23 protein-coding genes are annotated in these 21920 nt (G+C 49.2%); 21 read left to right on the plus strand and 2 right to left on the minus strand.

Annotation, left to right across the window (positions count from 1 at the left end; all coding sequences use genetic code 11):
- Position 1: 1 nt before the first annotated feature.
- From PsAD13_RS13475 to PsAD13_RS13555, 17 genes are all read left to right on the plus strand, one after another.
- Positions 2-1723 (plus strand): MotB family protein, encoded by a 1722-nt coding sequence (locus PsAD13_RS13475; RefSeq protein WP_063318482.1) that lies wholly within the window; start codon positions 2-4, stop codon positions 1721-1723.
- Positions 1723-2961: a hypothetical protein gene (locus PsAD13_RS13480; protein ID WP_063318483.1), complete on the plus strand. Its 1239-nt coding sequence runs from the start codon at positions 1723-1725 to the stop codon at positions 2959-2961. The genes PsAD13_RS13475 and PsAD13_RS13480 overlap by 1 nt, the downstream gene beginning before the upstream one ends.
- A complete protein-coding gene (locus PsAD13_RS13485) occupies positions 2961-4334 on the plus strand; it encodes a flagellar hook-length control protein FliK (RefSeq protein ID WP_063318484.1) in 1374 nt (457 codons plus the stop codon). Before PsAD13_RS13480 ends, PsAD13_RS13485 begins: the two co-directional genes overlap by 1 nt.
- The gene (locus PsAD13_RS13490; protein WP_057466028.1) at positions 4291-4866 is read left to right on the plus strand and encodes a transglycosylase SLT domain-containing protein; all 576 of its coding nucleotides are present in this window, start codon (positions 4291-4293) and stop codon (positions 4864-4866) included. The genes PsAD13_RS13485 and PsAD13_RS13490 overlap by 44 nt, the downstream gene beginning before the upstream one ends.
- A gap of 89 nt (positions 4867-4955) precedes the next feature.
- Complete coding sequence (locus tag PsAD13_RS13495) at positions 4956-6182, plus strand: flagellar hook protein FlgE (protein ID WP_063318485.1); 1227 nt, start codon at positions 4956-4958, stop codon at positions 6180-6182.
- Between the two features lie 10 nt (positions 6183-6192).
- Positions 6193-7635, plus strand: coding sequence for a flagellar hook-associated protein FlgK (flgK, locus tag PsAD13_RS13500; RefSeq protein ID WP_063318486.1), 1443 nt, complete (start codon positions 6193-6195; stop codon positions 7633-7635).
- Positions 7636-7637: 2 nt separating this feature from the next.
- Positions 7638-8699: a flagellar hook-associated family protein gene (locus PsAD13_RS13505; protein WP_084404720.1), complete on the plus strand. Its 1062-nt coding sequence runs from the start codon at positions 7638-7640 to the stop codon at positions 8697-8699.
- Between the two features lie 38 nt (positions 8700-8737).
- The gene (flaF, locus tag PsAD13_RS13510) at positions 8738-9085 is read left to right on the plus strand and encodes a flagellar biosynthesis regulator FlaF (protein WP_063318487.1); all 348 of its coding nucleotides are present in this window, start codon (positions 8738-8740) and stop codon (positions 9083-9085) included.
- Positions 9086-9100: 15 nt separating this feature from the next.
- On the plus strand, positions 9101-9544 hold the full coding sequence (locus PsAD13_RS13515) for a flagellar biosynthesis repressor FlbT (protein WP_063318488.1): 444 nt from the start codon (positions 9101-9103) through the stop codon (positions 9542-9544).
- A gap of 11 nt (positions 9545-9555) precedes the next feature.
- Positions 9556-10056 (plus strand): flagellar hook assembly protein FlgD, encoded by a 501-nt coding sequence (gene flgD, locus PsAD13_RS13520; protein ID WP_208985674.1) that lies wholly within the window; start codon positions 9556-9558, stop codon positions 10054-10056.
- A 23-nt stretch (positions 10057-10079) separates the two neighbouring features.
- Complete coding sequence (gene fliQ, locus PsAD13_RS13525) at positions 10080-10346, plus strand: flagellar biosynthesis protein FliQ (protein WP_063288348.1); 267 nt, start codon at positions 10080-10082, stop codon at positions 10344-10346.
- 143 nt (positions 10347-10489) lie between these two features.
- Complete coding sequence (gene flhA, locus PsAD13_RS13530; RefSeq protein WP_063318489.1) at positions 10490-12571, plus strand: flagellar biosynthesis protein FlhA; 2082 nt, start codon at positions 10490-10492, stop codon at positions 12569-12571.
- Complete coding sequence (locus PsAD13_RS13535) at positions 12568-13323, plus strand: flagellar biosynthetic protein FliR (RefSeq protein ID WP_208986621.1); 756 nt, start codon at positions 12568-12570, stop codon at positions 13321-13323. Before flhA ends, PsAD13_RS13535 begins: the two co-directional genes overlap by 4 nt.
- Positions 13324-13327: 4 nt before the next feature.
- Positions 13328-13732 (plus strand): hypothetical protein, encoded by a 405-nt coding sequence (locus PsAD13_RS13540; RefSeq protein WP_063288350.1) that lies wholly within the window; start codon positions 13328-13330, stop codon positions 13730-13732.
- 61 nt (positions 13733-13793) lie between these two features.
- A complete protein-coding gene (locus PsAD13_RS13545; protein WP_063293138.1) occupies positions 13794-14288 on the plus strand; it encodes a rod-binding protein in 495 nt (164 codons plus the stop codon).
- Entirely contained in the window at positions 14289-14741 is a 453-nt protein-coding gene (locus tag PsAD13_RS13550; RefSeq protein ID WP_063293137.1) for a hypothetical protein, read from the plus strand. It begins immediately after the preceding gene.
- Positions 14742-14747: 6 nt separating this feature from the next.
- On the plus strand, positions 14748-15239 hold the full coding sequence (locus PsAD13_RS13555; protein WP_057466040.1) for a flagellar basal body-associated FliL family protein: 492 nt from the start codon (positions 14748-14750) through the stop codon (positions 15237-15239).
- Positions 15240-15651: 412 nt separating this feature from the next.
- Here the strand turns inward: PsAD13_RS13555 and PsAD13_RS13565 are convergent, their stop codons facing one another.
- Complete coding sequence (locus tag PsAD13_RS13565; protein ID WP_063288353.1) at positions 15652-16332, minus strand: GntR family transcriptional regulator; 681 nt, start codon at positions 16330-16332, stop codon at positions 15652-15654.
- Positions 16333-16595: 263 nt separating this feature from the next.
- A complete protein-coding gene (locus tag PsAD13_RS13570) occupies positions 16596-16808 on the minus strand; it encodes a SlyX family protein (RefSeq protein WP_057466042.1) in 213 nt (70 codons plus the stop codon).
- 452 nt (positions 16809-17260) lie between these two features.
- Between PsAD13_RS13570 and PsAD13_RS13575 the strand changes: the two genes are divergently transcribed.
- From PsAD13_RS13575 to PsAD13_RS13590, 4 genes are all read left to right on the plus strand, one after another.
- Positions 17261-17704: a MerR family DNA-binding transcriptional regulator gene (locus PsAD13_RS13575; protein WP_057466043.1), complete on the plus strand. Its 444-nt coding sequence runs from the start codon at positions 17261-17263 to the stop codon at positions 17702-17704.
- Between the two features lie 585 nt (positions 17705-18289).
- Positions 18290-19879: an ABC transporter substrate-binding protein gene (locus PsAD13_RS13580; RefSeq protein WP_275078134.1), complete on the plus strand. Its 1590-nt coding sequence runs from the start codon at positions 18290-18292 to the stop codon at positions 19877-19879.
- Between the two features lie 127 nt (positions 19880-20006).
- Positions 20007-21017, plus strand: coding sequence for an ABC transporter permease subunit (locus tag PsAD13_RS13585; RefSeq protein WP_057466044.1), 1011 nt, complete (start codon positions 20007-20009; stop codon positions 21015-21017).
- Positions 21018-21020: 3 nt separating this feature from the next.
- The gene (locus tag PsAD13_RS13590; protein ID WP_063288355.1) at positions 21021-21920 is read left to right on the plus strand and encodes an ABC transporter permease subunit; all 900 of its coding nucleotides are present in this window, start codon (positions 21021-21023) and stop codon (positions 21918-21920) included.

The raw sequence follows: 21920 nt of genomic DNA on the forward strand, positions 1-21920 counted from the left end.
CATGGCGTTGGAACCACAAGAACTGATTATCGTTCGCAGGCGTAACAGCGACATGATCACCGTCCCTAAGTCAGGTGTTTGGAAGATTGCCTATGCAGATTTTGCAACGGCGATGATGGCATTCTTCCTTCTCATGTGGTTGGTTAATGCATCTGATGAGGCTTCACAGCGCGGTATTGCAAGCTACTTCAATCCGATCAAATTAGTAGATTCTACCGCAAGTCCTAAAGGTATTCGGGACCCTGAAGAAATACCGTCTCCTCTTGAGAGTGAAGAGGGTGTAGACAACGGCAAACCCGTTGGCGCTGGCGGTATCGAAAAGAAAGGCCCTACATCGGGCGGTGGTGCGAACAGGCCAGAACCTGTTTCCGATCGCGAGACCGGTGAGAATTCAAAACTCGCTGGTGCAAACGCGGAAGATGGTGGTGTTAAGCCAATCAATGCCATTAGTCGTGATTATGAGCGTGATGCCCGCTACAGTGAAGCGCAGCTTTTTGACAATCCTTATGCAATCCTTGCTGCGCTCGCTGCAGAAGCAGAATCTACTGTCGAGACAGACGGCTCCCCTGGCACAGGTGGTTTAGGCTCGCTCAAGATGGCGAAGACCCCAGTTCTCTTCGCACTTCCTAACCGTGATCCGGATGGACAAGGTTTGGCTGACGGAACCAGTTTCCGCGATCCGTTCGATCCCTCTGGTTGGCAAGAAGATGAACTGCCAGGCAATGCTCCTTTGCTCGCTCAAATTCCGATCCTTCATGAAAAAGAAGAAGGTATTCCGGCGAATGAGTTGACCGCAGAGCAAATCAAAGTCTTGGAAGAAGCTTCCGAACTGGCGCGTGGAGGTAAGAACCTTCCGGCAGTGTCGGGTGAGGCATCCGCAGAGAGTTCTGTGATTGTAATCGGTGATGCTCCAGACGGTGAAGGTGAGAGTTTTGCTGAGGGAGAAATTCTGAACCAGCTTGCTAAGAGCCAGGCAGAGGCAGATGGCGAAGATGCTGTGATGACGCGCCTTGTTTTCGCTGAAGTGAAAGCAGGAACAACAGCCGTTGACGATGCTGAGCAGGGTGTTCCGACACTGATCGAAGACGCTGAGGAAATTCAGAAAAACGCAAGCATGAAGGTTGATATAAAGCAGCCTGATCTTGTTACAGAGCCAGTTGAACCGGCTGATGCGAAGCTTGAAACTGTCGCAGTAGTTCCTGCCGCAAAGCCTACAGAGCCATCTCAGAAGTCCGAATCTGGTGATGATGAGGACGACGAAGGCAATAAACAGCTCGTCTCTCTGGCGAACTCCGTTGGTGAAGCACTTGAAGGAATGAAAACCGGAGCGAGCATTGAATTCACGCATTCTCAAGATGGCGTTCTGATTCGCATCATGGACAATGACAACTTTGGAATGTTCGCTGTCGGGTCCTCTGAGCCTCATCCGGATGTTGTGAAAGCGATGGAGCAGATTGCGAAGGTTCTTGAAGAAGAGAACGGTGAGATCGTAATTCGCGGTCATACAGATGCACGGCCATTTAAATCCAAGCGCAATGACAACTGGCGTCTGTCAACGGCTCGTGCCCACATGGCTTATTTCATGCTCACTCGGGGTGGTTTGGATGAAAACCGTATCGTAGGCATTGAAGGCTATGCAGACCGCCGTCTGAAGGATGTCGAAGAGCCATACGCTCCTCAGAACCGCCGTATTGAAATTATGCTGATGAAAGGGAAGGCTTGATGCTGGTTAGCGCTGCAAGAAAAGCTGGAACTTCTCTGCTGAGATCTGGACTACTGTCCACTGCGCTGATTTTAGCCGCAAGTCCTGTTGCAATGAATCTTCAGCCAGCATCAGCCCAGATGGTGTCGACAGCAGATCCTGATCTTATGGTTCTGGAGCTGCAGATTCTTCAAGATGAGATCATTAAGGGGAATCTGGAAGCTTACAACTTGCTACAACCTTCTCTCATTGTGATTGGTCGTCGGTTCCTTCGGCTGGATCCTGAGATTTGGAAGTTGGAGAAAAACTCGCGTGCTGCTGTTTCATTTATGCTCAGTGGCGGATCTGGGTCAGTTTTTCAGGAGCTTGCGGTTCAAGGTGTAACGTTCACAGGTGATCCAAACCTGTTTGCCGGCGCCATGGCCTATTCGCAAGGCAATCGCCAAATGGCGTTGAACTTGTTGTTAAAGGTTGATCCAATAACGCTTCCGGTAGCTGTTGCAGGTCAGGTGGCTCTGGCGCAGGCGATCTTGATTTCCAATAATGACTCGGCAGGCGCACAGCGCTATTTTGATCTTGCCCGCTTGATGATGCCTGGGACGCTTGTGGAAGAGAGTGCATTACGCAGGCAAGCGCCAATGGTTGCAGAGCTGGGCGATACAGAAAAGTTCGAGAGACTGTCTCGTCGGTATCTGTTCCAATATAGCTCCTCTGTATTTGCCTCTGAATTTCGGGACACGGTCGCTGATGTGATCAGCGGTTCTGATTACTTAAAGCAAGAAGACGAGTGGGACCGCGTGTTCCAACTGGTATCGGAGTTTGACGAGGAATCTCAAAGCATCCTTCTCCTTCGCCTAGCCAAAGCTGCTTTGATCAGTGGTAATACCGCTTTTGCAGTTAAAGGAAGCGCCGCATTTCTTGAGCTGAATTCAGATGATGCAGAGCGTGTGAGTGAAGCCAAGCTTTACCTTTCAGCCGCCAAAGCTTCTGGTGAAGAGTGGGAACAGGCAATCTCTGGTTTGGTTGAGGTAAAGGCTGCAGACTTAAGTGCAGGCAATCAATTGATCCAGGCTGCTGCAATCGCTATGGCAAATACTATTCGAGAATGGCCACAGCCAGAAACGCCTGCTGCCTCCGAGTATGTCCCTTACGTTCCACACGTTGGGCTGGATGAGAAGCTTTATGACACTGAAGTGTTAGTCCCATTTAAAAACGCACTAAACGATGCAGATGAAGCACTGAAAGAGGCCGAGTTTTGATGAATGCAACTCTTCCCAATGTAGATCGTAGTGCTTCTGCTAAAGATGCAACAGATACTCGTAAAGAGTCCGCTCGTTCCGAAAAAGATGACCGTGCGAACGGGTTTGATAAGGTCATCGATAAAGTTCGCGATGACAAAAAAGTCCCGGATCGCCGAGATACTTCTAACGAGAAAAAAGATACAAAATATGCATCAACAGAGAGTAAGTCTGATAAAAGCGAGTCTGATGCTTCAGAAGCTCTCAAAGACCTTTTGAAAAAGGCTGGTGCAGGCTCATCTGACGCCGACGGAGCTGACGATACTGTTGCGAAAGGTGAGGCTGAAGCCGCTCAAAAGGCTTCAAGCGCTGCAGAATTGCTTACGGATGAGTTGTTGGCCAAGCAGCTTGTTGTCAATGCAGCAATGACAGCTGAGCAAAAAGCTGGATTGCAGATGAGTTCAATGACCGGCCTTGCTAATATGAGCGGATCCGCCGTCACCAGTCGAGATGGGACGATGGCTCAGGTTCTGAACGCGTTAAGTTCAAAAGAGTTGAAGGCCTTGAATGGCGACGCCGATGCGAAATCGGGTACCGCGAAAACGAGTGGAACTGCTCAGGGGCAGGGTACCTCAGAAGTAAGCAGTCTCAAGTCTACTAATGCTGGCCCAAAGCTTGAAGGTAGCGGTGCAATCAACTTGCCTCAGGCAGAAGGAAACGCAACCGGAGCTAAGAAGCTATCAGCTGACTTTCTGCTAAAGCAAGGCAAATCGCAACCAGACACCTCTGTAAACCAGAATGCTGGCAAGCCTGCAGTGGGCGGTGAAGTTAAAGTGGTGAGTCTTGAGACGCACCTTCCACCTGCTGAGTTGGGACGTCCTGCGCAACAGGTCGCCAGTGCTTTGTCCAAGCAACTCTCTCAGGCGGCATCTGCAGCAAATACAGCTCAGGAGTTGGCAGCTCAAGCTGCTGATGCAAAAGCGGCAAAGCCTGTTAAATCGCTCGAGATCCAGCTGCGGCCGGACAATCTTGGTGCTGTTCGTGCAAATATCCAAATGCGCGGTGGTGAGTTGGAAATCTCTCTTGTCACGAACACCCGGGAAGCTGCGGATATGCTGAAGGGTGATCGACAGGCATTGGCACGTGTTCTGCAAGATGCTGGTTATCGCACTGAGACACAAAACATCACCGTCAATTTCAAAGAGGAAGTCTCTGATCAAATGCGTCAGCCTGGGCAAAATCAGGAACGGTTCGGTCGGGGAGAGAACTCTGATGGAGATAGCGGTGAAGCTGGGGCTCAGCAAAACTGGGACGACCAACCACATGCGGATCATGCCGGGGTAGGGCAGAATGAAGCGGACGCTCAAGATATTCGCAGCGGCATCTATTTGTAGTCTGATAGCACTCTCTGCGCAGGCGGCTGGAAAGAAGAAGGCCATCCGCCTGTGTGAGCGTCAGATGCAGGAAGCAGCACAGCAATACAACGTGCCGCTTGGGATCCTTTATGCGGTTGGTCTGACTGAGACAGGCCGCAAAAACTCATTACATCCCTATGCTCTCAATATCGCTGGCAAGGCCTACTTCGCCGACAGCGCAACAGAAGCGCTCGCTGCGATAAAAAGATCGCGAAATCGGGGTGTGAAACTGATTGATGTTGGCTGTATGCAGATCAACATTTACTACCATCTCAGCAAGTTCTCCGATCTTCGTGCAATGCTCGATCCTTCGCAAAATGTTGCTTATGCAGCAAGATTCCTCTCCGAGTTGAAGCAGCGCGAGAAGAGCTGGACCATGGCCGTCGCCAGGTACCATGCCGGGCCAAACAACAACCCTGCACAAAAGCGTTATGTATGCCGCGTGATCAAAAATATCGTCGCGTCCGGTTACGGGCGCTGGACGCCGAACTCATTAAAATTTTGTAAATAATTCAACAGGTTTCGGGTCAGGCTCAGACAAGATTAACAAGCTTTACTGCCACGAGTTAATTTTGCAATTGATGTAGCCAGGAGCACACCATGGGCCTCTACGGAATTATGAATACCAGCGTGTCAGGTATGAACGCGCAGTCGAACAAACTCTCAACTGTCGCAGACAATATCTCAAACGCGAACACCGTAGGCTACAAACGCTACAAAACAGCATTCTCCTCCCTTGTTGGTTCTGGTAGTAGCTCTGGTCATGAATCCGGCATCGTGAACACAACCGTTGTTCAGTCCGTCCGCCAACAAGGCGCCTTCAACTTCACCTCCCGCGGTACTGATCTTGCGATCAATGGGAATGGCTTCTTTCAAGTAGAGGACTCTCAGGGCGGTACCTACTTCACGCGTGCTGGTGATTTCGTTCTCGATAAGAACGGTCAGATGGTAAACTCCGGCGGCTACAAACTGCTTTCAGCAGGTGGAACGCCCGTAACCGTTGATCTTAGCACTCCTGTTTGGCAGGCGAGCTCGCAGGGTGAGCTCGGTGTTAACTTGGCCTCTAGTACGCCTACGCCTACTGCACCTCCAGTAACCGGTCTTCCTGATGGCGACTATAAGACGTCGATTACAACGTTTGATCAGAATGGTAATGCGGTAAAGATTGATATTGTCTATACCAAAACAGAGCAGACGCATGTTGATCCAACTGATCCGACAAGTGATGTCGTTAGTTCAAAGTGGATTGTGCAGGCTTCGAACGCCGCTGGCGATGATATATCCGTGCCAGCGCCACCGGCAGCTCCTTTTGAGCTGGAGTTTACAGGTGAAGGTAAGCTTGTCACGGGCTCTCCCTCAGACTTTAACTTTAAGGTGCCGAACGGTGGGAATGTTACGCTTGATCTAAGTAAGACAGTGACTGCCGGTGAAAAGTTCAGTGTCAATAAAGTGGATGTTGACGGCTATAAGCCATCAACAATTCAAAATATTCGTATTGAATCTGATGGACGCGTGTTTGGCGTGTACGGTAGTAGTGCTGAGAAACTTCTTGATCAGATCCAGATTGTAAACTTTTCTAACCCTGATGGCCTGCAGGCGAAAAGCGGAAACGTTTATGCCGCAACTGATGCTTCTGGTGATCCGGCGGTGGGCTTCCCGGGCGATAATGGATTCGGCTCTCTCTATTCAGGTGCAGTTGAAGGATCAAACGTTGATCTTGCAGCTGAACTGACGGAGATGGTTCAGGCTCAGCGTACATACAGCGCAAACACAAAAGTGTTTAATGCGAGTTCTGAGTTGCTCCAAGAACTGAACAACCTGCGCTAAGGGCTCTGATATGTCTCTTACCTCTGCAATGCTTACGGCGCAATCTTCCATCGCAGCTCGCTCAGCTGAGATGGCAATTGCGTCCCGCAATGTCGCTAATGTCAATAATCCAAGCTATGCGCGGCAAGAAGCGGTAGTTCAGAATATTGTAAGCGACACAGGTTCGGTTGTTTATGTTTCCCATGCTTCTCGTATGGTGAATCAGGCGGCGTTTAAGGCGACGTTGAAAAGCGGGAGTGCTGCAATCGCTTCTGGTTCATATGCAAATATGCTTGATCAGCTCAATCCTTCTGGACAAGTGCCATTTGGTATGAGTGTTGCTTCGAGCATAGGGTCATTGAATGAGGCATTGGTTGCGTACGGCAACGATCCATCTAATCAGGTCCTCGGTCAGTCTGCAATCAATTCTGCAAATGCTGTAGTCAATGATATTAAGCAGTCAGCAGAAAGTCTGAAAAGCACACGTCTTGAAGCTGATGCTGCAATGGGGCGTGCAGTCGATAATATTAATAAACTCCTCTCCGATCTGGAAGGAGTGAATAATAAGATTGTATCGGGATCTGCTGCTGGTAAAGACGTGAATGCACTCATGGATCAGCGCGATGAAATGCTGAAGGTGCTTTCTGAAGAGATTGGTATCGAAGTTCTCGATCAAGACAACAATGGTGTGGCTGTCTATACCGATAGCGGCATCACTTTGTTTGAAAAAAGTCCTCGCGAAGTCTCATTTGACACTTCTCTTTCTTTAGGTTCGGGAGAGGTCGGTAAGAATGTGCTCGTGGATGGTATTGCCGTCGCAGGCCCAGGTGCTACAGCACCTGTTACTGGCGGAGCGATAGCAGGGTATGCGAAAGTTCGTGATGATGCGCTTGTAACAATGCAAACGCAGCTCGATGAAACCGCAAAAGCACTCGTTGATATCTTCCAGGAACATGAGCCAGCTCCTGCTGCAGGGGTTGGTGATGGTCTGTTTACATTTGTTGCAGGCGCAGGTGATCTTGTTAGCCGTTTAGAGGTGAACAGTGCAGTCGATCCAGCCAGAGGCGGAGATGTAAAGCTCCTGCGTGACGGCGGAATCAACGGTGCAACTTACAAACATAATACTGCTGATAATGCTGGATATTCTGATCTTCTGAAGAGTTACGAAACGGCGTTCAATCAAGAGCGTACTTTCGATCCGGCATCAGGTGTTAATCCAACTTCTACACTCAAAGATTTTGCGGCCAACACCGTAAGTTGGTTTAGTGCTGAACGAAAAATGGCGACGGAGAGTTCCACTCTTGATGCGTCTGCTTTCAATTCGAACGCACAAATGTTGTCCAATAAAACAGGCGTTAACATCGATACGGAAATGCAACGCCTTTTGACGATTGAGACGGCATATTCTGCTTCGGCACGTTTGATGACTGCGGTTGATAAAATGTTCCAAGAGCTACTGGGGGCAGTGAGATAAATATGGTTTATTCAGTTTCGACGTTATCGAGTTCACTTCGTCTGTCAGATTATCTTATTGATCATCGCGCACGTTTAGATAAAGCGGTGATCGAGAACGCATCCCAAAAACATGCGGATATAGGACTAACTTTGGGTGCCCAGACTGGAATGACGACTTCGTTTCGCTCTGAGTATGATCTGCTTGAAAGTCAACTAGATACAAACAGGCAGTTAGTAACGCGACTGGATGTAATGGACACTGCGTTAGATAACATTCACAGTAGCGGTTCTGCGTTTGGGGCAGACCTTATTGCGCTCAAAAGCAACTCAAGTAATCTCAAGACTGCTTCTAATCTTGCATATACTGAGTTGGATAAGCTCACGAATACACTTAACTCAAACGTAAATGGCGTATACGTTTTTGGTGGAATTAATACTGGAACAGCACCAGTTTCAGGCTTTACTAGTCTGCCGAGTGGTCCAGAGGTGCAAATAGAGCAGGCTTTTCAAGCTTACTTCGGGCATAGCATCAACGATCCCGCAACTGAGGTTATACCTGCTTCGGGAGAACCAACTGGTAAGGACTGGGAGACCTTTTTAGAAAGCCCTGGTTTTAAAGATATTTTTGGAGCTGACTGGACTACGCACTGGTCTTCTGCAACCGATGAGAAGATGACTTCAACAATTGAGAATGGAGTGACTACAGACGGTTCCGGTTCCGCCAATGAGCAAGCTTTTAGTGAGCTGGCTAAGGGTTTGTCGATTGTTGCTGTGTTTGGGAAGTTGGATTTGAACTTAGAAGCGGAAAAATTTATCACTGATCGCGCGGTTGATAGTTTAAACGCTGGAGCAGATAAAACAATTTCTATTCAAGCACAAAATGGTGCGATCAAGACCAACGTTGAGCGAACTAACTCTGACATTCTTGCAAAGAAAGACGTCTTAAACGTTCGCATCAATGATCTTGAAAACATCGACGAAAATCGAGCGGCTGTAGAGTTGAGCTTGGCGCAAACTCAACTAGAAGCGACCTATGCGATTACTGCAAAAATACAAGATTTGAATATTATGAAGTATTTGTAGGTGTTTAGAAAACTAGCTGAAACACGCAGGAGTGCTGAATGTATCAAATGTCTTATGCTGAAACGCTTGAGGATTCTTCTGAGGACAGGAGGGGGCAAGAACGTGAATTGTTTTCGTTGGTCATTGCCCAATTACAGGCAGCTAAAGAGGCTGGAATTAAGTCAAGTGAAGCTGCGCAAGCATTGATATCTGTCCATAGACTGTGGAGCATTTTGATTGATGACTTAGGAAGTCCCGATAATGCACTTCCTGCAGTTTTAAGGGCAGATTTAATTTCAATCGGAATTTGGTGTGTGAAACAAGCTGATTTGCTTCGTTCTGGAAATTCAGATGATTTTGAGAGCCTTATTGAAATCAATGGGCTTGTTCGTGACGGCTTAGCTTAAACGAGAGGATATCTAATGCGTTTGCACCTAAAAGCGGGTGAAAAGGTCTTTATCAATGGGGCTGTTCTGTCATTCGAGCAGAAGACATCGGTAAAGCTCCTAAATGACGCGAGTTTTCTTCTTGAGGCTTATGTCATGCAGCTCGAAGAGACAACAACACCTCTACGGCAGTTGTACTTTTTTATTCAAAGCGCGCTGATTGATCCCAAGACGGAGTTAGACAGTCTTCAACGAGCTCTCCTGTTGTTGGCATCTATTCGCAAAGCTGTAGAGAATGCCGAATTACTTGAAGGTCTTGATGTTGTCGACACCAAGATCAACAAGCGCCGCTATTTTGATGCACTTCGCACGCTGAAGAAGCTTTTTGAGATCGAGATGGCGATCTGGTCCGAAAAGCAAGAGGATGATCAGCCCGAAACAGTTGTTATGCCGTTCGCGCGTGCAGTTGGCGAGAATTAAAGGACAAAAACATGAGTGTTGATCCAGTATCTTCCGCAAATACTACTCAAAACAATGAACCTGTCTTCAAGCCGCAGGGCAGTGAGCAAGCTTACTTAGATTACAATGCGTTTCTAATGCTGTTCATGGAGTCTCTTAAGAGCCAGGATCCGACAGATCCGTTGGATACTGCTGAGTATATGGGCCAGTTGGCGCAGTTCTCCGCTGTGGAGCAGTCCACTAAAACGAACACGCATCTGACATCCATGCTTCAGCAGAACTCCATCAATCAGGCCAACAATCTGATCGGTGCGACAGTTGAGGTGCCTAATGCGGATGGTACGGAAACCATGACTGGTAAAATCAAGTCCGTTCAGATCCTTACAGATGGCTCGATTGCAACTCTGGAAGATGGGACAAAAGTGGCTCTGGTGCCTGGTATTCAGATTTCGCGTCCTGCACCTGCTGCGACGACTGACACTGACACCCCTGCTGATACCGACACTCCTGACGAGTCTGATGCTACATCTTAATGGTGAAGTGAGATCATAAAGCAATGAATGAGGCAGATGCACTCGATATTGTGCGTACCGCAATTTGGACTGTGATTACAGCAACTGGTCCCGCCGTTGGTGGGGCCATGTTTGTTGGTTTGATTATCGCTCTGTTTCAAGCGCTCACACAAATTCAGGAAATGACACTTACGTTCATTCCGAAGATTGTTGTGATCTTTATTTTGATTGCCATGACTGGCCCGTATATCGGCTCCCAGATATTCTCGTTGACCGAGATGGTCTACGGACGGATCGAATACGGGTTTTAAACCTGCTTTTTCAGGTTTGCCGCAATAAGCAAGGAGGGGATAGCTCACGCTGATTTCCCTCCAGACCACCCTCACACAAGCTTCCTTCTCCAATGTTTCGGCCTAAGTAGCGCAGTATGCTTATACCGAATTGAAGGGTGCGAATGTCTCAGACAGTGACGGGAATTGCTGCTCCAAACAGCAAGCGTGATATTGGATTTGCAGTCGGAATTATCTTCATTCTGTCTGTGCTATTTCTTCCCATGCCAACGTTTATGATCGATTTCGGTCTTGCAATATCAGTTGCATTATCGGTTTTGATCTTGATGGTTTCGCTTTGGATCCAGCGTCCCTTAGAGTTCTCTTCATTCCCAACCATTCTGTTGATCGCGACCATGCTTCGGCTTGCGCTGAATATTGCGACAACGCGCGTTATTCTGGCAAACGGCCATGAAGGACCGCTCGCCGCTGGGTATGTGATCAACGGCTTTTCTCAGTTTGTCATGAGCGGTGACTTTGTCATCGGCCTCATCGTCTTTGCGATCCTTGTAACGGTGAACTTTTTGGTGATCACCAAAGGTGCAAGTCGTATCGCGGAAGTTGGTGCACGTTTTACCCTTGATGGTATTCCCGGCAAGCAGATGGCGATTGATGCCGATCTGTCTGCTGGTATGATTGATGACAAGGAAGCGCAGCACAGACGTGCAGAGCTGGAAGAGGAAAGCTCCTTCTTTGGTGCCATGGACGGTGCCTCAAAGTTTGTGCGCGGTGATGCTGTCGCTGGATTGATCATCACCGTTGTGAATATTTTGGGTGGCATCGTTATTGGCGTTACACGCTACAACATGGACTTAGCTGAAGCTGCCGACGTTTTCACGAAGCTGTCTGTTGGTGATGGTCTTGTTTCACAGATTCCGGCGCTGATCGTTTCTCTTGCAGCAGGTCTTCTTGTCTCGAAAGGTGGGACCAGAGGGTCAGCTGAGCAAGCTGTAATGGGGCAGCTGGCAGGGTATCCGCGCGCGCTCGCTGTCGCGTCACTGCTCCTTTTATTATTGTCGCTGCTTCCGGGGCTTCCATTCCTGCCGTTTGTTTTCTTGAGCGGTGTGCTTGGGTTTTCTGCCTACGTTATTCCCAAAAAGGCAGCGGAAGCCAAGGCGGAGCTCGCGAAAGCCGAGCTGCAAAAGGTTGAGATGCAGAAGGAAGTCAAGAAAGAGTCCGTGAAGGACAGTCTTGAACTTTCTGAGATTGAGATGCGTCTTGGCAAGCAGCTCACAGCCCGTCTTTTGGCAGCAAAGCCTGAGATTGGAAACCGCATCAACAAGATGCGTAAGAAGTTTGCTGAGCAATACGGATTTGTGGTTCCGGAGATCAAGGTTACGGATAACCTCAATCTGGAGCCGAAGAGTTACGAGTTCCGTATCCACGGTACGATTGTCGCTTCTGAGAACATCAAAGTTGGTGAACTGATGGTGATCGGTGGCAATCGGGAGCTGCCAGCTCTTCCGGGAACCGAAACCCGCGAACCTGCGTTTGGTATGCAGGCTATGTGGATCCCGACCGCTTTTGAGCATGAAGTAAAACGTCAAGGTTATACGACCGTCGATAACCTTTCAGTTGTGCTGACACATCTGTCAGAAGTGATCAGAAACAACCTGTCGCAGCTACTCTCCTATAAGGATATGCGCAAACTGTTAGATCGCCTTGATCCGGCTTACACTCGCCTGATTGATGATATCTGCCCGCAACATATCTCATACTCTGGCTTGCAGGCCGTGCTTAAGCTGCTGCTTGCAGAGCGTATCTCCATTCGAAATCTGTCATTGATCATGGAAGCGATTGCGGAGATCGCACCTCATGCACGCAGACCTGAGCAAATTGCTGACCACGTTCGCATTCGCATGGCGACACAAATTTGTGGTGATATTGCCGGAGATGGGAGCCTCAAAGTGCTCCGTCTGGGGAACCGCTGGGACCTTGCATTCCATCAGGCACTTCGCCGCGATGCAAATGGTGAAGTCATTGAGTTCGATATGGAGCCTTCGCAGGTTGAAGAATTCGCAAAAGACAGCGCTGAAGTTATTCGCGAGCATATCTCTTCAGGTCAGCGATTTGCTGTCGTCGTTGCTCCGGAAGCACGTCAGTACGTGCGCATGATCACTGAACGTATGTTCCCCGCACTGCCAATTCTCTCTCATATGGAAGTGGCCCGCGGCGTTGATATCGAGGCATTGGGATCAATTTCGTGACCTTGGAAAATGCTCCTGAGGCAATCCTAAGTGTCTTCGTGGTCTTTTGCCGCGTCGGAGCATGTCTCATGGCCATGCCGGGTTTTTCGTCGCCACGTGTGATGATCCGTGTTCGCTTGTTTATAGCAATATCTGCAACCCTGGCGATCTCTCCTCTCATATTGGAGGTGGTTGAGCCGATCATCTCAGCTGCGCCTTTGGATGAGTTGCTGCGCATCATTTTTGTTGAACTGTTGATCGGACTGTTGATCGCAGCATTCGGACGAGCCTTCTTCGGAATGCTTCAGATGATGATTGGCGCGGCTGCAAACGCATCCAGCTTCAACCAGCCTGTCACTATTGTCGAAGAATTTCAGCAGCTACCACCATTGGCATCTCTGGTTACGCTCACCGCAACTGCCATGTTGTTTATCACTGGGGCACATGCTGATGTCTTTGTTGGACTTGCTGAGAGCTATCGGACAATTCCGGTGGGGGGAGAATTTGTTCCCGCAGCGGCGTTAGATCAGTTCTCAACCAAGCTGATGCAGGGTCTGTTGCTGGCATTACGCATCACAAGTCCGTTTTTGATCTATGGCGTTGTAATTAACCTGACTCTGGGCCTCACCAACAGACTCATGCCTCAGATGCCAGTCTACTTTGTAGCGCTGCCTGTTGTTATGATGGGAGGACTTTTCATCCTCTGGCAGATCATAACTGAGCTGTTGCGCCTGTTCTATGCTGGGCTCGGCGATTGGTTGGTATTGCAGTAAAGCCATGGATAAAGCACGCATCACACGCCTCCGGCGCATTTTGAAGGTTCAGGAACAAAAAGAGCAGATGATCAAGTACGACATCGCGGTTCTTGATAGCGAAATTCAACGATGCGACGAAGAGAGCGAGGAGTTGGTTAGCCACTGGGGACGTCATGAAGGGGAGTTGCGTGAAGTGATGAACCGGGCAATCTCCAGGCGTCTGGAGACCAACAACAGAAATAAGTCTCTGAAGGAAAAGCACAAGGGCGAGCTGCTCGGCAAGTTGCTTGATCAGAAGAGGCAGACCTCCATGACTGAAAAGCATCATGGCAAAGCTCTGGTGTCCTATCACCGGACCGAAGAGAAAAAGCAGCTTCAGGAAATCGCCGAGCTACAGGCGGCGCCTAAGAAGGTCAGGCCCAGATAAGTCTGAGAAATTAGGGTCTTTCCAATTATATATGCCCTTCTTTTGACTAGTGGGAGTGCTCATGGCCATTCAGCCTGTCAGCGATCTTGTTCTGGACGTAATAAATCAAGCAGACCCTTTTGAGGTTAGAGCTGCCACGCGCTCTCTTAAAGCTCCCGCCGTCGTTTCAAAGGATTTGCCCGTCTCTGAGCCATCATGGGCCTCAAGCAGCTTTTCCAGGTTTATGGCGGAAGCTGACAATGCATCCGGCACGGCTCAGGCAAGAGGGCAGGAGGGTGTTGAGAGCTTAAAATCAATGGCCAACCGCTACTCCAAGAAACTTGAGACAGCTGATCTCGGTGAGAAGCTGGAAAGTGCTGTCTTGCAGACCTTCGTGAAATCCATGCTGCCAAAGGAGACTGAAAACGTCTATGGCGGCGGGACAGCAGGCACCATGTGGAAAGGCTTGATGGCGGAGCAGCTCGCAAACCAACTCGCCAAAACAGGTTCTCTTGGTCTGGCAGAAATGCTCCTGCCAGATACCATTCGTCCAACTCTCCCAAAGCAAGAGGCATAAATGTCTGAGATGATCGACAGTGAGCACAAGGAACTGGTTTTACATGACGAAAAACCAGTGGTTCAGGATACTGGGCAGCTTGATGACACCGACGCTTACATCTTGCCGGAAGACTACATTGCTCTTTCAAAAAGTATCGGACGTGTAGACAAGCTGCTGTCGACTGAAAATGAAGCTCTTATCGGCAAGGGTGACATTGATCTTGAAGAGAGCGCCTATCTCAAAGGCCGCGCGATGCTTGATCTTGATATGGCGGGCAAGGCAGTTGGCCCTGAAAATTTGCCAAGCGAGATCGTTGTCCGGCTTCAGGAACTTCAGGAAAAGCTTGCAGTTAATATGAAGCTGCTGTCGACCCAGCTTAATGCTGTCAAAGAAGTATCTGGTCTCCTGTCGCAAGTGATGAAGGATCATGACTCTGATGGCACCTATGAATCTCTGGTTGGAAGCTGGTAAAAACGTATGTTGAAAGTTCTCGTAACCGGAGTTTGGATCTGTCTCGTCACCGTCGGTGCGGCCTACTTTACAGCTCTGTACAAGACCGACTTTGATCCGATGCTGCAAAAGAATGCGCATTTGGAAGGACTGGATTATCAAAGCACACCGACCATCAACGTTCCGGTGCTCGAAGATGGCAAGATCCACGGTTATATTGTGGCGCAGTTTGTGTTCACGGTTGATAGTGAACTGCTTGCAAAGCTGGCGGTTCCACCTCATGCGTTCATCGTCGATGAAGCTTTCCGTATCATTTACAGCAAGGCTGACAAAGAGTTCGCCCAGCTGAAAAAATCTGACCTGAAGGAGTTGACCGACGAGGTCCGTGACCGCGTCAACGAACGCTTCGCGACAGATATCGTGCAGGACGTCCTCATTCAGGACTTTACATTCCATGTGCCTGCGAGTTTGAGGGACAACATTGTTGAAAATGCTGCCAAACAGGCAGCGGCTTCATAATGTATCGACGACGATGATTATCTAGATGAATTGCCAGTATAAAATTTTGCACCGAGCCGTTGGAGTAGTCGACGTACAGGACGAGGGGCGTGATATCAGAGCCAACGCTGTGGTCGTCATGCGCCCTGGAGCTGCCCCTCCCTCCTACGAGATCCTTTACGCTCCTATTAAGCTCTCTCAGATGTCTGCGGGGATGGTTACAGGAATGACACCTCACGGTGAGGTGCGTTTGCGGCTCTCAGGCATTTACGGTGCAAAGCGACCGGTAATTCAAACAGATCAACCATATTTGGTTCTGCTCGGGGCAAGCGGGCGCAACGCCCGGATCGATACCTTTAAAATGCCAAAAACTGAGCAATAAAAAAGCGGAGCACAGGCTCCGCTTTTTGCTTATTGATTGAGATCTCTGAACCTAAGCGTTGTCGCCAGTCTTTTCAGCTTGCTTGACTGCAAAGTTGGTCAGATGGTCCATCATCTCGACAGCTGCCGCTTCTGCCTTCTCTGCATCGTTGTTTGCCAAAGCTTCAGCAAGCTTATGATGGCGAATAGCAGAATCTTCGAGTTTCTCAGCACCGCGGAAAGCACTCCAGGCCCGGCGGCTCATAGTCTGTAGCGGAGCCACAGCGCGAGCTGTAAACGGGTTCCGGGAGACGGCACAGAGCACTTCATCAAAAACCTTATCCGCGCGCAGATAGCCCTTCACATCGCCTGCACGGGCCTGCGCAAGGATTTCTTCAGCACACTGGTGCAGAGCTTCGCGCTCTTCTGCAGTCGCACGCTTAACAGCGGAAGCGACGAGAAGCTGCTCCAAAGGCTTTCTGGTTTCCAGAACCAGAACGTACTCGGAAGTCTCAATCTCAGAAACAAACAGGCCTTTGCGTGGGCGAATAACGATCAGCCCTTCGGTTGAAAGGCGTTTGATGGCCTCGCGCACTGGAGTCCGGCCGATGCCGGTCCGTTCGCAAAGGTCACCTTCAGTCAGCGCCATGCCAGGCGCAAGGTCAAGGTTGACGATCAGCTCTTCAATCAGACGATAAGCTTTATCGGCAAGGCTCTCCTTTTTATGGGTCGCCAGTATCTGCTCAATAGCCATTGGGTTTCTTTCTCATCCAGGCTTTTTTGTTCTCAGGTGCTGTTCAAAAAAGGACAGCAGTGGCAGCCCTTATAGGCGGCGGAACAGAAAATTGTATTGTTCACTCTCGTAACGTTGAGTGATCCACGAAAAAAGGGCCTGCGTTCAAGCACAGCAGACCTGTCATCTCTTAATATCAGGTTTCCCCTTACCTGAGTATACCTATCTTTGCTGATGTTCAGCAGGAAAATAGTTTCCTCTTAGTATAGGAAAAGCCTGTTTGCTCAGTAATGTGGAGGTTTCTGGTTCGCAGGTGTTTGTTCAACCAGATCCTGAATATCAAGCAGGTGGTCCTTCATCTGTCCCATTGCTGAGACGAGTCGGTCGAGAACCTGTGCCTGATTGGAGACCACATCATTGAGTGTTTCGATCGTTTCGTTCTGGTGTGCGATATGCATTTCCAGTTCGTCGACCCGTTCCTCAAGACTCTTACTCATAACTTATCCTAGAGCGTATCTCCTTGAAGAGCCAATCGGTTCGCAAAAGAGGATACGCATACAAATAACTGAAATGACCTAAGCCAAAGGCAAGTTGCTTCAGTAGGCGTCGTAGGGGCAGGGGTCTTCCAAAACCTCAAACTTGTCAAGTCTGGGGAATGCGGCAGCGCAATAAAAATTCAAAAACACGCAGGATACGGATGTTCTATGGTATCTCTTGTGGGTTTATCCCGTTCTTTTTTACAAGGCGCTATCGATATCTCGCAATATTACCTATCTGGCTAATTGCAATTTGTGTTGATTTCTGATGGTTATCCTATAGGTAAAGATTAGGAAGAAAACGAGAAGCCGTAAACGCAATGACAATTTGGTGATATAGTGTCGCCGTTATGGTAATGCCTTACGGCGACGTTAGGTAACGTCAATCAAGTTCTTCAATGTTAGGGGGATGCATGTCTGAGAGAAGAGAAGAAACGCTGAACCCTCTCGCGGAAGCGGAAAAAGAAACGGGTCACGCCGATCAGGAACTTTTTGGAATTGGCGATCTGGCTGAAGAGTTTGAGATCTCTACCCGATCCATCCGGTTTTATGAGAGTAAGGGTCTGATCTCACCTCAGCGCGTCAATGGTGTGCGTATCTATAACCGCAAAGACAGAGCGCGCCTGGCGTTGATCTTGCGCGGTAAGGCGATTGGTTCCTCTCTTTCCGAGATCAAACACTTCCTGGACCTTTATGGTCAGCACGGGGAAGGGCACCGCCAGCAGCTTGAGTACCTTGGATCTAGAACCGGGGAAGTGCTGAAAGAGCTGAGCGCGAGAAAAGAAGCGCTGGAAGTCACGATCTCCGAAATTCAGTCCATACATGACGAATGTATGGCTAAGCTTTCAGAAGAATAAAAACACTCCATAACCAGTTGGATAACAGGCTTGTGTGACACGCAAAACGCGTATCTGCAGGCCTGAACTCGTATAAGCTCCTGATAGTATTGTGCAAAAACTGTTTAAATAATCAAGTTCGATTCTAAAGTATAATTACGACACCGCAAATATGTGGTAAGAATACCTATGTAATTTCAGGTAAGTAAGAAGGAATAAAACAACCTGAGGATGCAGTTCTAGGTAGTCGTACCGATTAGACAGTGCTTCTGAAATTTTTAATTATTTCCGAAGTCAGAAACGAAACTTAATGTTCTAAAATCGACCATCGAAGAATTAATCGCATATGATTGTGCGATGTCGTTGATTTGGTTTGAGCTATGAGTGGGTAATCTCGTCGCGGAATTACGTGCAAGCCGAAATCGAAAAACCTGAAGAGTGTATCTCGCAGGGAAACCGCGTCATGCATCTTTATGTGGAGAAGACGGCCTTCCATCCTTCCGTTGCCGGAGTAGTCTCTCAAAGCCAAAATCCCTTAATAAACTGCAGCAATAAGCAGTGTTGAAGAACAACTGGAACAAGCAATAAAACGGAATGAGAATACCAATGTCCTTGAAAAAAAGCCTCTTGCTTGGTGGTAGCCTGTTCGCAGCAGCAGTTGTGGCTGGCCCTGTAATGGCAAAAACTCTCGTGTACTGTTCTGAAGGATCTCCGGAAGGCTTTACACCGTCTCTGTACACCGCAGGCACCACATTTGATGCAAGCTCGCGTCAGATCTACAACAAGCTGGTGGAGTTCAAGCCTGGCACAACCGAAGTTGCTCCGGCACTGGCTGAAAGCTGGGAAGTTTCTGAGGATGGCAAGGAATACACCTTCCACCTTCGCAAGGGTGTAAAATTCCACGACACAAAGTGGTTTACACCAACCCGTGATTTCAATGCCGATGACGTGATCTTCTCATTCGACCGTCAGGGCAACAAGGAAAACCCATATCATAACGTGTCTGGCGGTACCTACGAGTACTTTAACGCCATGGACATGCCTGACCTGATCGACAGCATTGAAAAGATTGACGACTACACTGTCAAATTCAAGCTGACCCGTCCAGAAGCACCAATGATTGCGAACCTGGCGATGGACTTCGCCTCCATCCAGTCTGCTGAATACGCAGACGCAATGGTGAACAGCAAGGACACATTTGATCAGAAGCCAGTTGGTACCGGTCCTTTCCAGCTCGTTGGCTACCAGAAAGACGCTCTGATCCGCTATAAAGCAAACCCTGATTACTGGAATGGCAAAGCGCCGCTCGACAATCTGGTCTTTGCAATCACACCAGATGCATCTGTGCGCTATCAAAAGCTTGCTGCAGGTGAATGTCAGGTGATGGCATATCCAAATCCGGCTGACCTGGATGCAATGTCCAAAGATCCAAACGTCACCCTTCTGCAGCAAGAAGGTCTGAATGTTGGCTACATGGCCTACAACACTCAGCAGGCACCGTTTGATAATCCAAAAGTGCGTAAAGCGCTGAACATGGCTATCAACAAGCAGGCTATTCTGGATGCTGTGTTCCAGGGCGTAGGTCAGATCGCGAAAAACCCGATCCCGCCGACAATGTGGTCCTACAACAACGAAATCGTTGATGACCCATATGATCCGGCAGCAGCAAAGGCAGCCTTGGAAGCAGAGGGCGTCAAAGATCTGACAATGAAGATCTGGGCGATGCCTGTTCAGCGTCCATACAACCCGAATGCACGTCGTATGGCTGAAGTCCTTCAGGCAGACTTCGCGAAAATCGGTGTTAAAGTCGAGATCGTCAGCTACGAGTGGGGCGAGTACCTTAAGCGTTCTTCTGACATCAATCGTGACGGCGCAGTTCTGCTGGGTTGGACTGGTGACAATGGTGACCCGGACAACTTCCTTGCAGTGCTGATGTCTTGCGATGCAGTGGGCGGTTCCAACCGTGCGCAGTGGTGTAATGATGAATTTAATGATCTTGTTGTACAAGCCAAACAGGTATCTGACGTAGATGAACGCACAAGACTTTATGAGGAAGCTCAGGTAGTATTCAAACGTGAGGCGCCTTGGGCAACTATTGCGCACTCTCTTGTCTCTGAGCCGATCAGTGTTCGTGTTGAAAACTACAAGATTGATCCGTTTGGTGGCCATTACTTCTATGGCGTAGATCTGAAGTAGAAATAATTTTCCGCTGGACAATTTGTATCCCGGCGATGTATTCGCCGGGATACTTTTTTGGAAAAGTCTTCCATACCGCAAGTGGTGGCTTGCGGATAAACAATCCTCTGATTGGTGTGACTGAAGTATGCTTCGTCTCATATTAAAAAAACTGGGTTTGCTCATCCCGACCTTTATCGGGGTTACTCTGACCTCGTTCTTCTTCATTCGCCTGCTGCCAGGCGATCCAATTCTGCTCTTGGCTGGCGAACGCGGTGTAAGCCCTGAGCGCTATCAAGAACTTATGGTGCAGTTCGGCTACAATGAACCGATCTGGCAACAGTATTTCACTTACTTGGGCAATTTGGTTCAAGGCGATCTTGGCGTATCTATCGTCACAAAACAGCCTGTTCTTCAGGAGTTTATGACGCTCTTTCCGGCAACGGTAGAGCTTGGCCTCTGTGCAATTCTGTTTGCAATCGTCGTCGGGCTTCCTGCTGGTATTATCGCAGCTGTAAAGCGCGGTAAGGCGCTGGACCACACTGTTATGACGACAGCGTTGGCCGGTTATTCCATGCCAATCTTTTGGTGGGGCCTGCTGCTGATCATCTTCTTCTCCGGCATTTTGGGGTGGACACCTGTTTCAGGTCGTATCTCTCTGTTGTACTGGATTGAGCCTGTTACAGGCTTCATGTTGATCGACACATTGCTCTCAGATGAGCCAGGTGCATTCACCTCGGCTGTAAGCCATCTGATTCTCCCAACCATCGTTCTGGGCACTATTCCACTGGCAGTTATTGCGCGTCAGACGCGCTCTGCCATGTTGGAAGTTCTGGATGAAGATTATGTGCGTACTGCACGTGCAAAAGGTCTCTCCAACTTCCGCGTGGTCGGCATTCATGCTCTGCGTAATGCGCTCATTCCGGTCATCACCATTATTGGTTTGCAGATCGGCGTGCTGTTTGGCGGCGCAATCCTGACAGAGAGCATCTTCTCCTGGCCGGGAATCGGCAAGTGGATGGTTGATAGTATTTTCCGTCGTGACTACCCGGTTGTGCAGGGCGGTCTTTTGATGATTGCTGCAATCGTCATGATCGTGAACCTGATTGTGGACCTGATGTACGGTCTGGTTAATCCGAAAATTCGGCATACGGAGTAAATCATGGCTGACGTGACACAAAATTCCGGACCGGATACCCGGTTTGAACTTATCGTCAATTTCTGGAGACATTTCCGCACCAACAAAGGGGCTGTTGCGGGTCTGATCTTCTTCCTGACGCTTGTTGTGATTGCTGTGGGAGCAGCTTTTATTGCACCTCATTCACCAATCGAGCAGTATCGCGATGCGCTGCTCCTGCCACCAGCATGGCAGGAAGGTGGAAGCTGGTCTTACGTTCTTGGCACAGATGCTGTGGGTCGTGACCTGCTGTCTCGCCTGATTTACGGCAGCCAGTTCTCGCTATTCATTGGTGTGGTGGTTGTATCTGTTGCGCTTGTTGTTGGTGTGTGTCTCGGTCTGGTGGCCGGTACGTTTGGTGGTTGGGTTGATACCATCATCATGCGTATCATGGACATCATTCTGGCATTCCCGTCCTTGCTGCTGGCCTTGGTGCTTGTTGCTATTCTCGGCCCATCGCTCCTCAACGCGATGATCGCGATCGCAATCGTGCAGCAGCCATACTATGTGCGTCTCACCCGAGCATCAGTGATGTCCGAAATGAGCCGTGAGTATGTGATGGCCGCGCGTGTTTCCGGTGTTGGTACTCTGCGTTTGATGTTCGTGACTGTGCTGCCAAACTGTATGGCTCCACTCATCGTGCAGGCAGCGCTTTCCTTCTCCACCGCGATCCTTGATGCAGCGGCTCTGGGCTTCCTCGGTATGGGTGCTCAGCCACCTCAGCCGGAATGGGGCACAATGCTTGCTGAATCTCGCGAGTTCATCCTGCGTGCGCCATGGGTTGTCACCTTCCCAGGTATTGCGATTTTAACCACAGTGCTGGCAATCAACTTGATCGGTGATGGCCTGCGTGATGCTCTCGATCCTAAACTGAAGAGGAGCTGA

This window comes from Pseudovibrio sp. Ad13, assembly GCF_001623225.1.
Classification (GTDB): Bacteria; Pseudomonadota; Alphaproteobacteria; order Rhizobiales; family Stappiaceae; genus Pseudovibrio.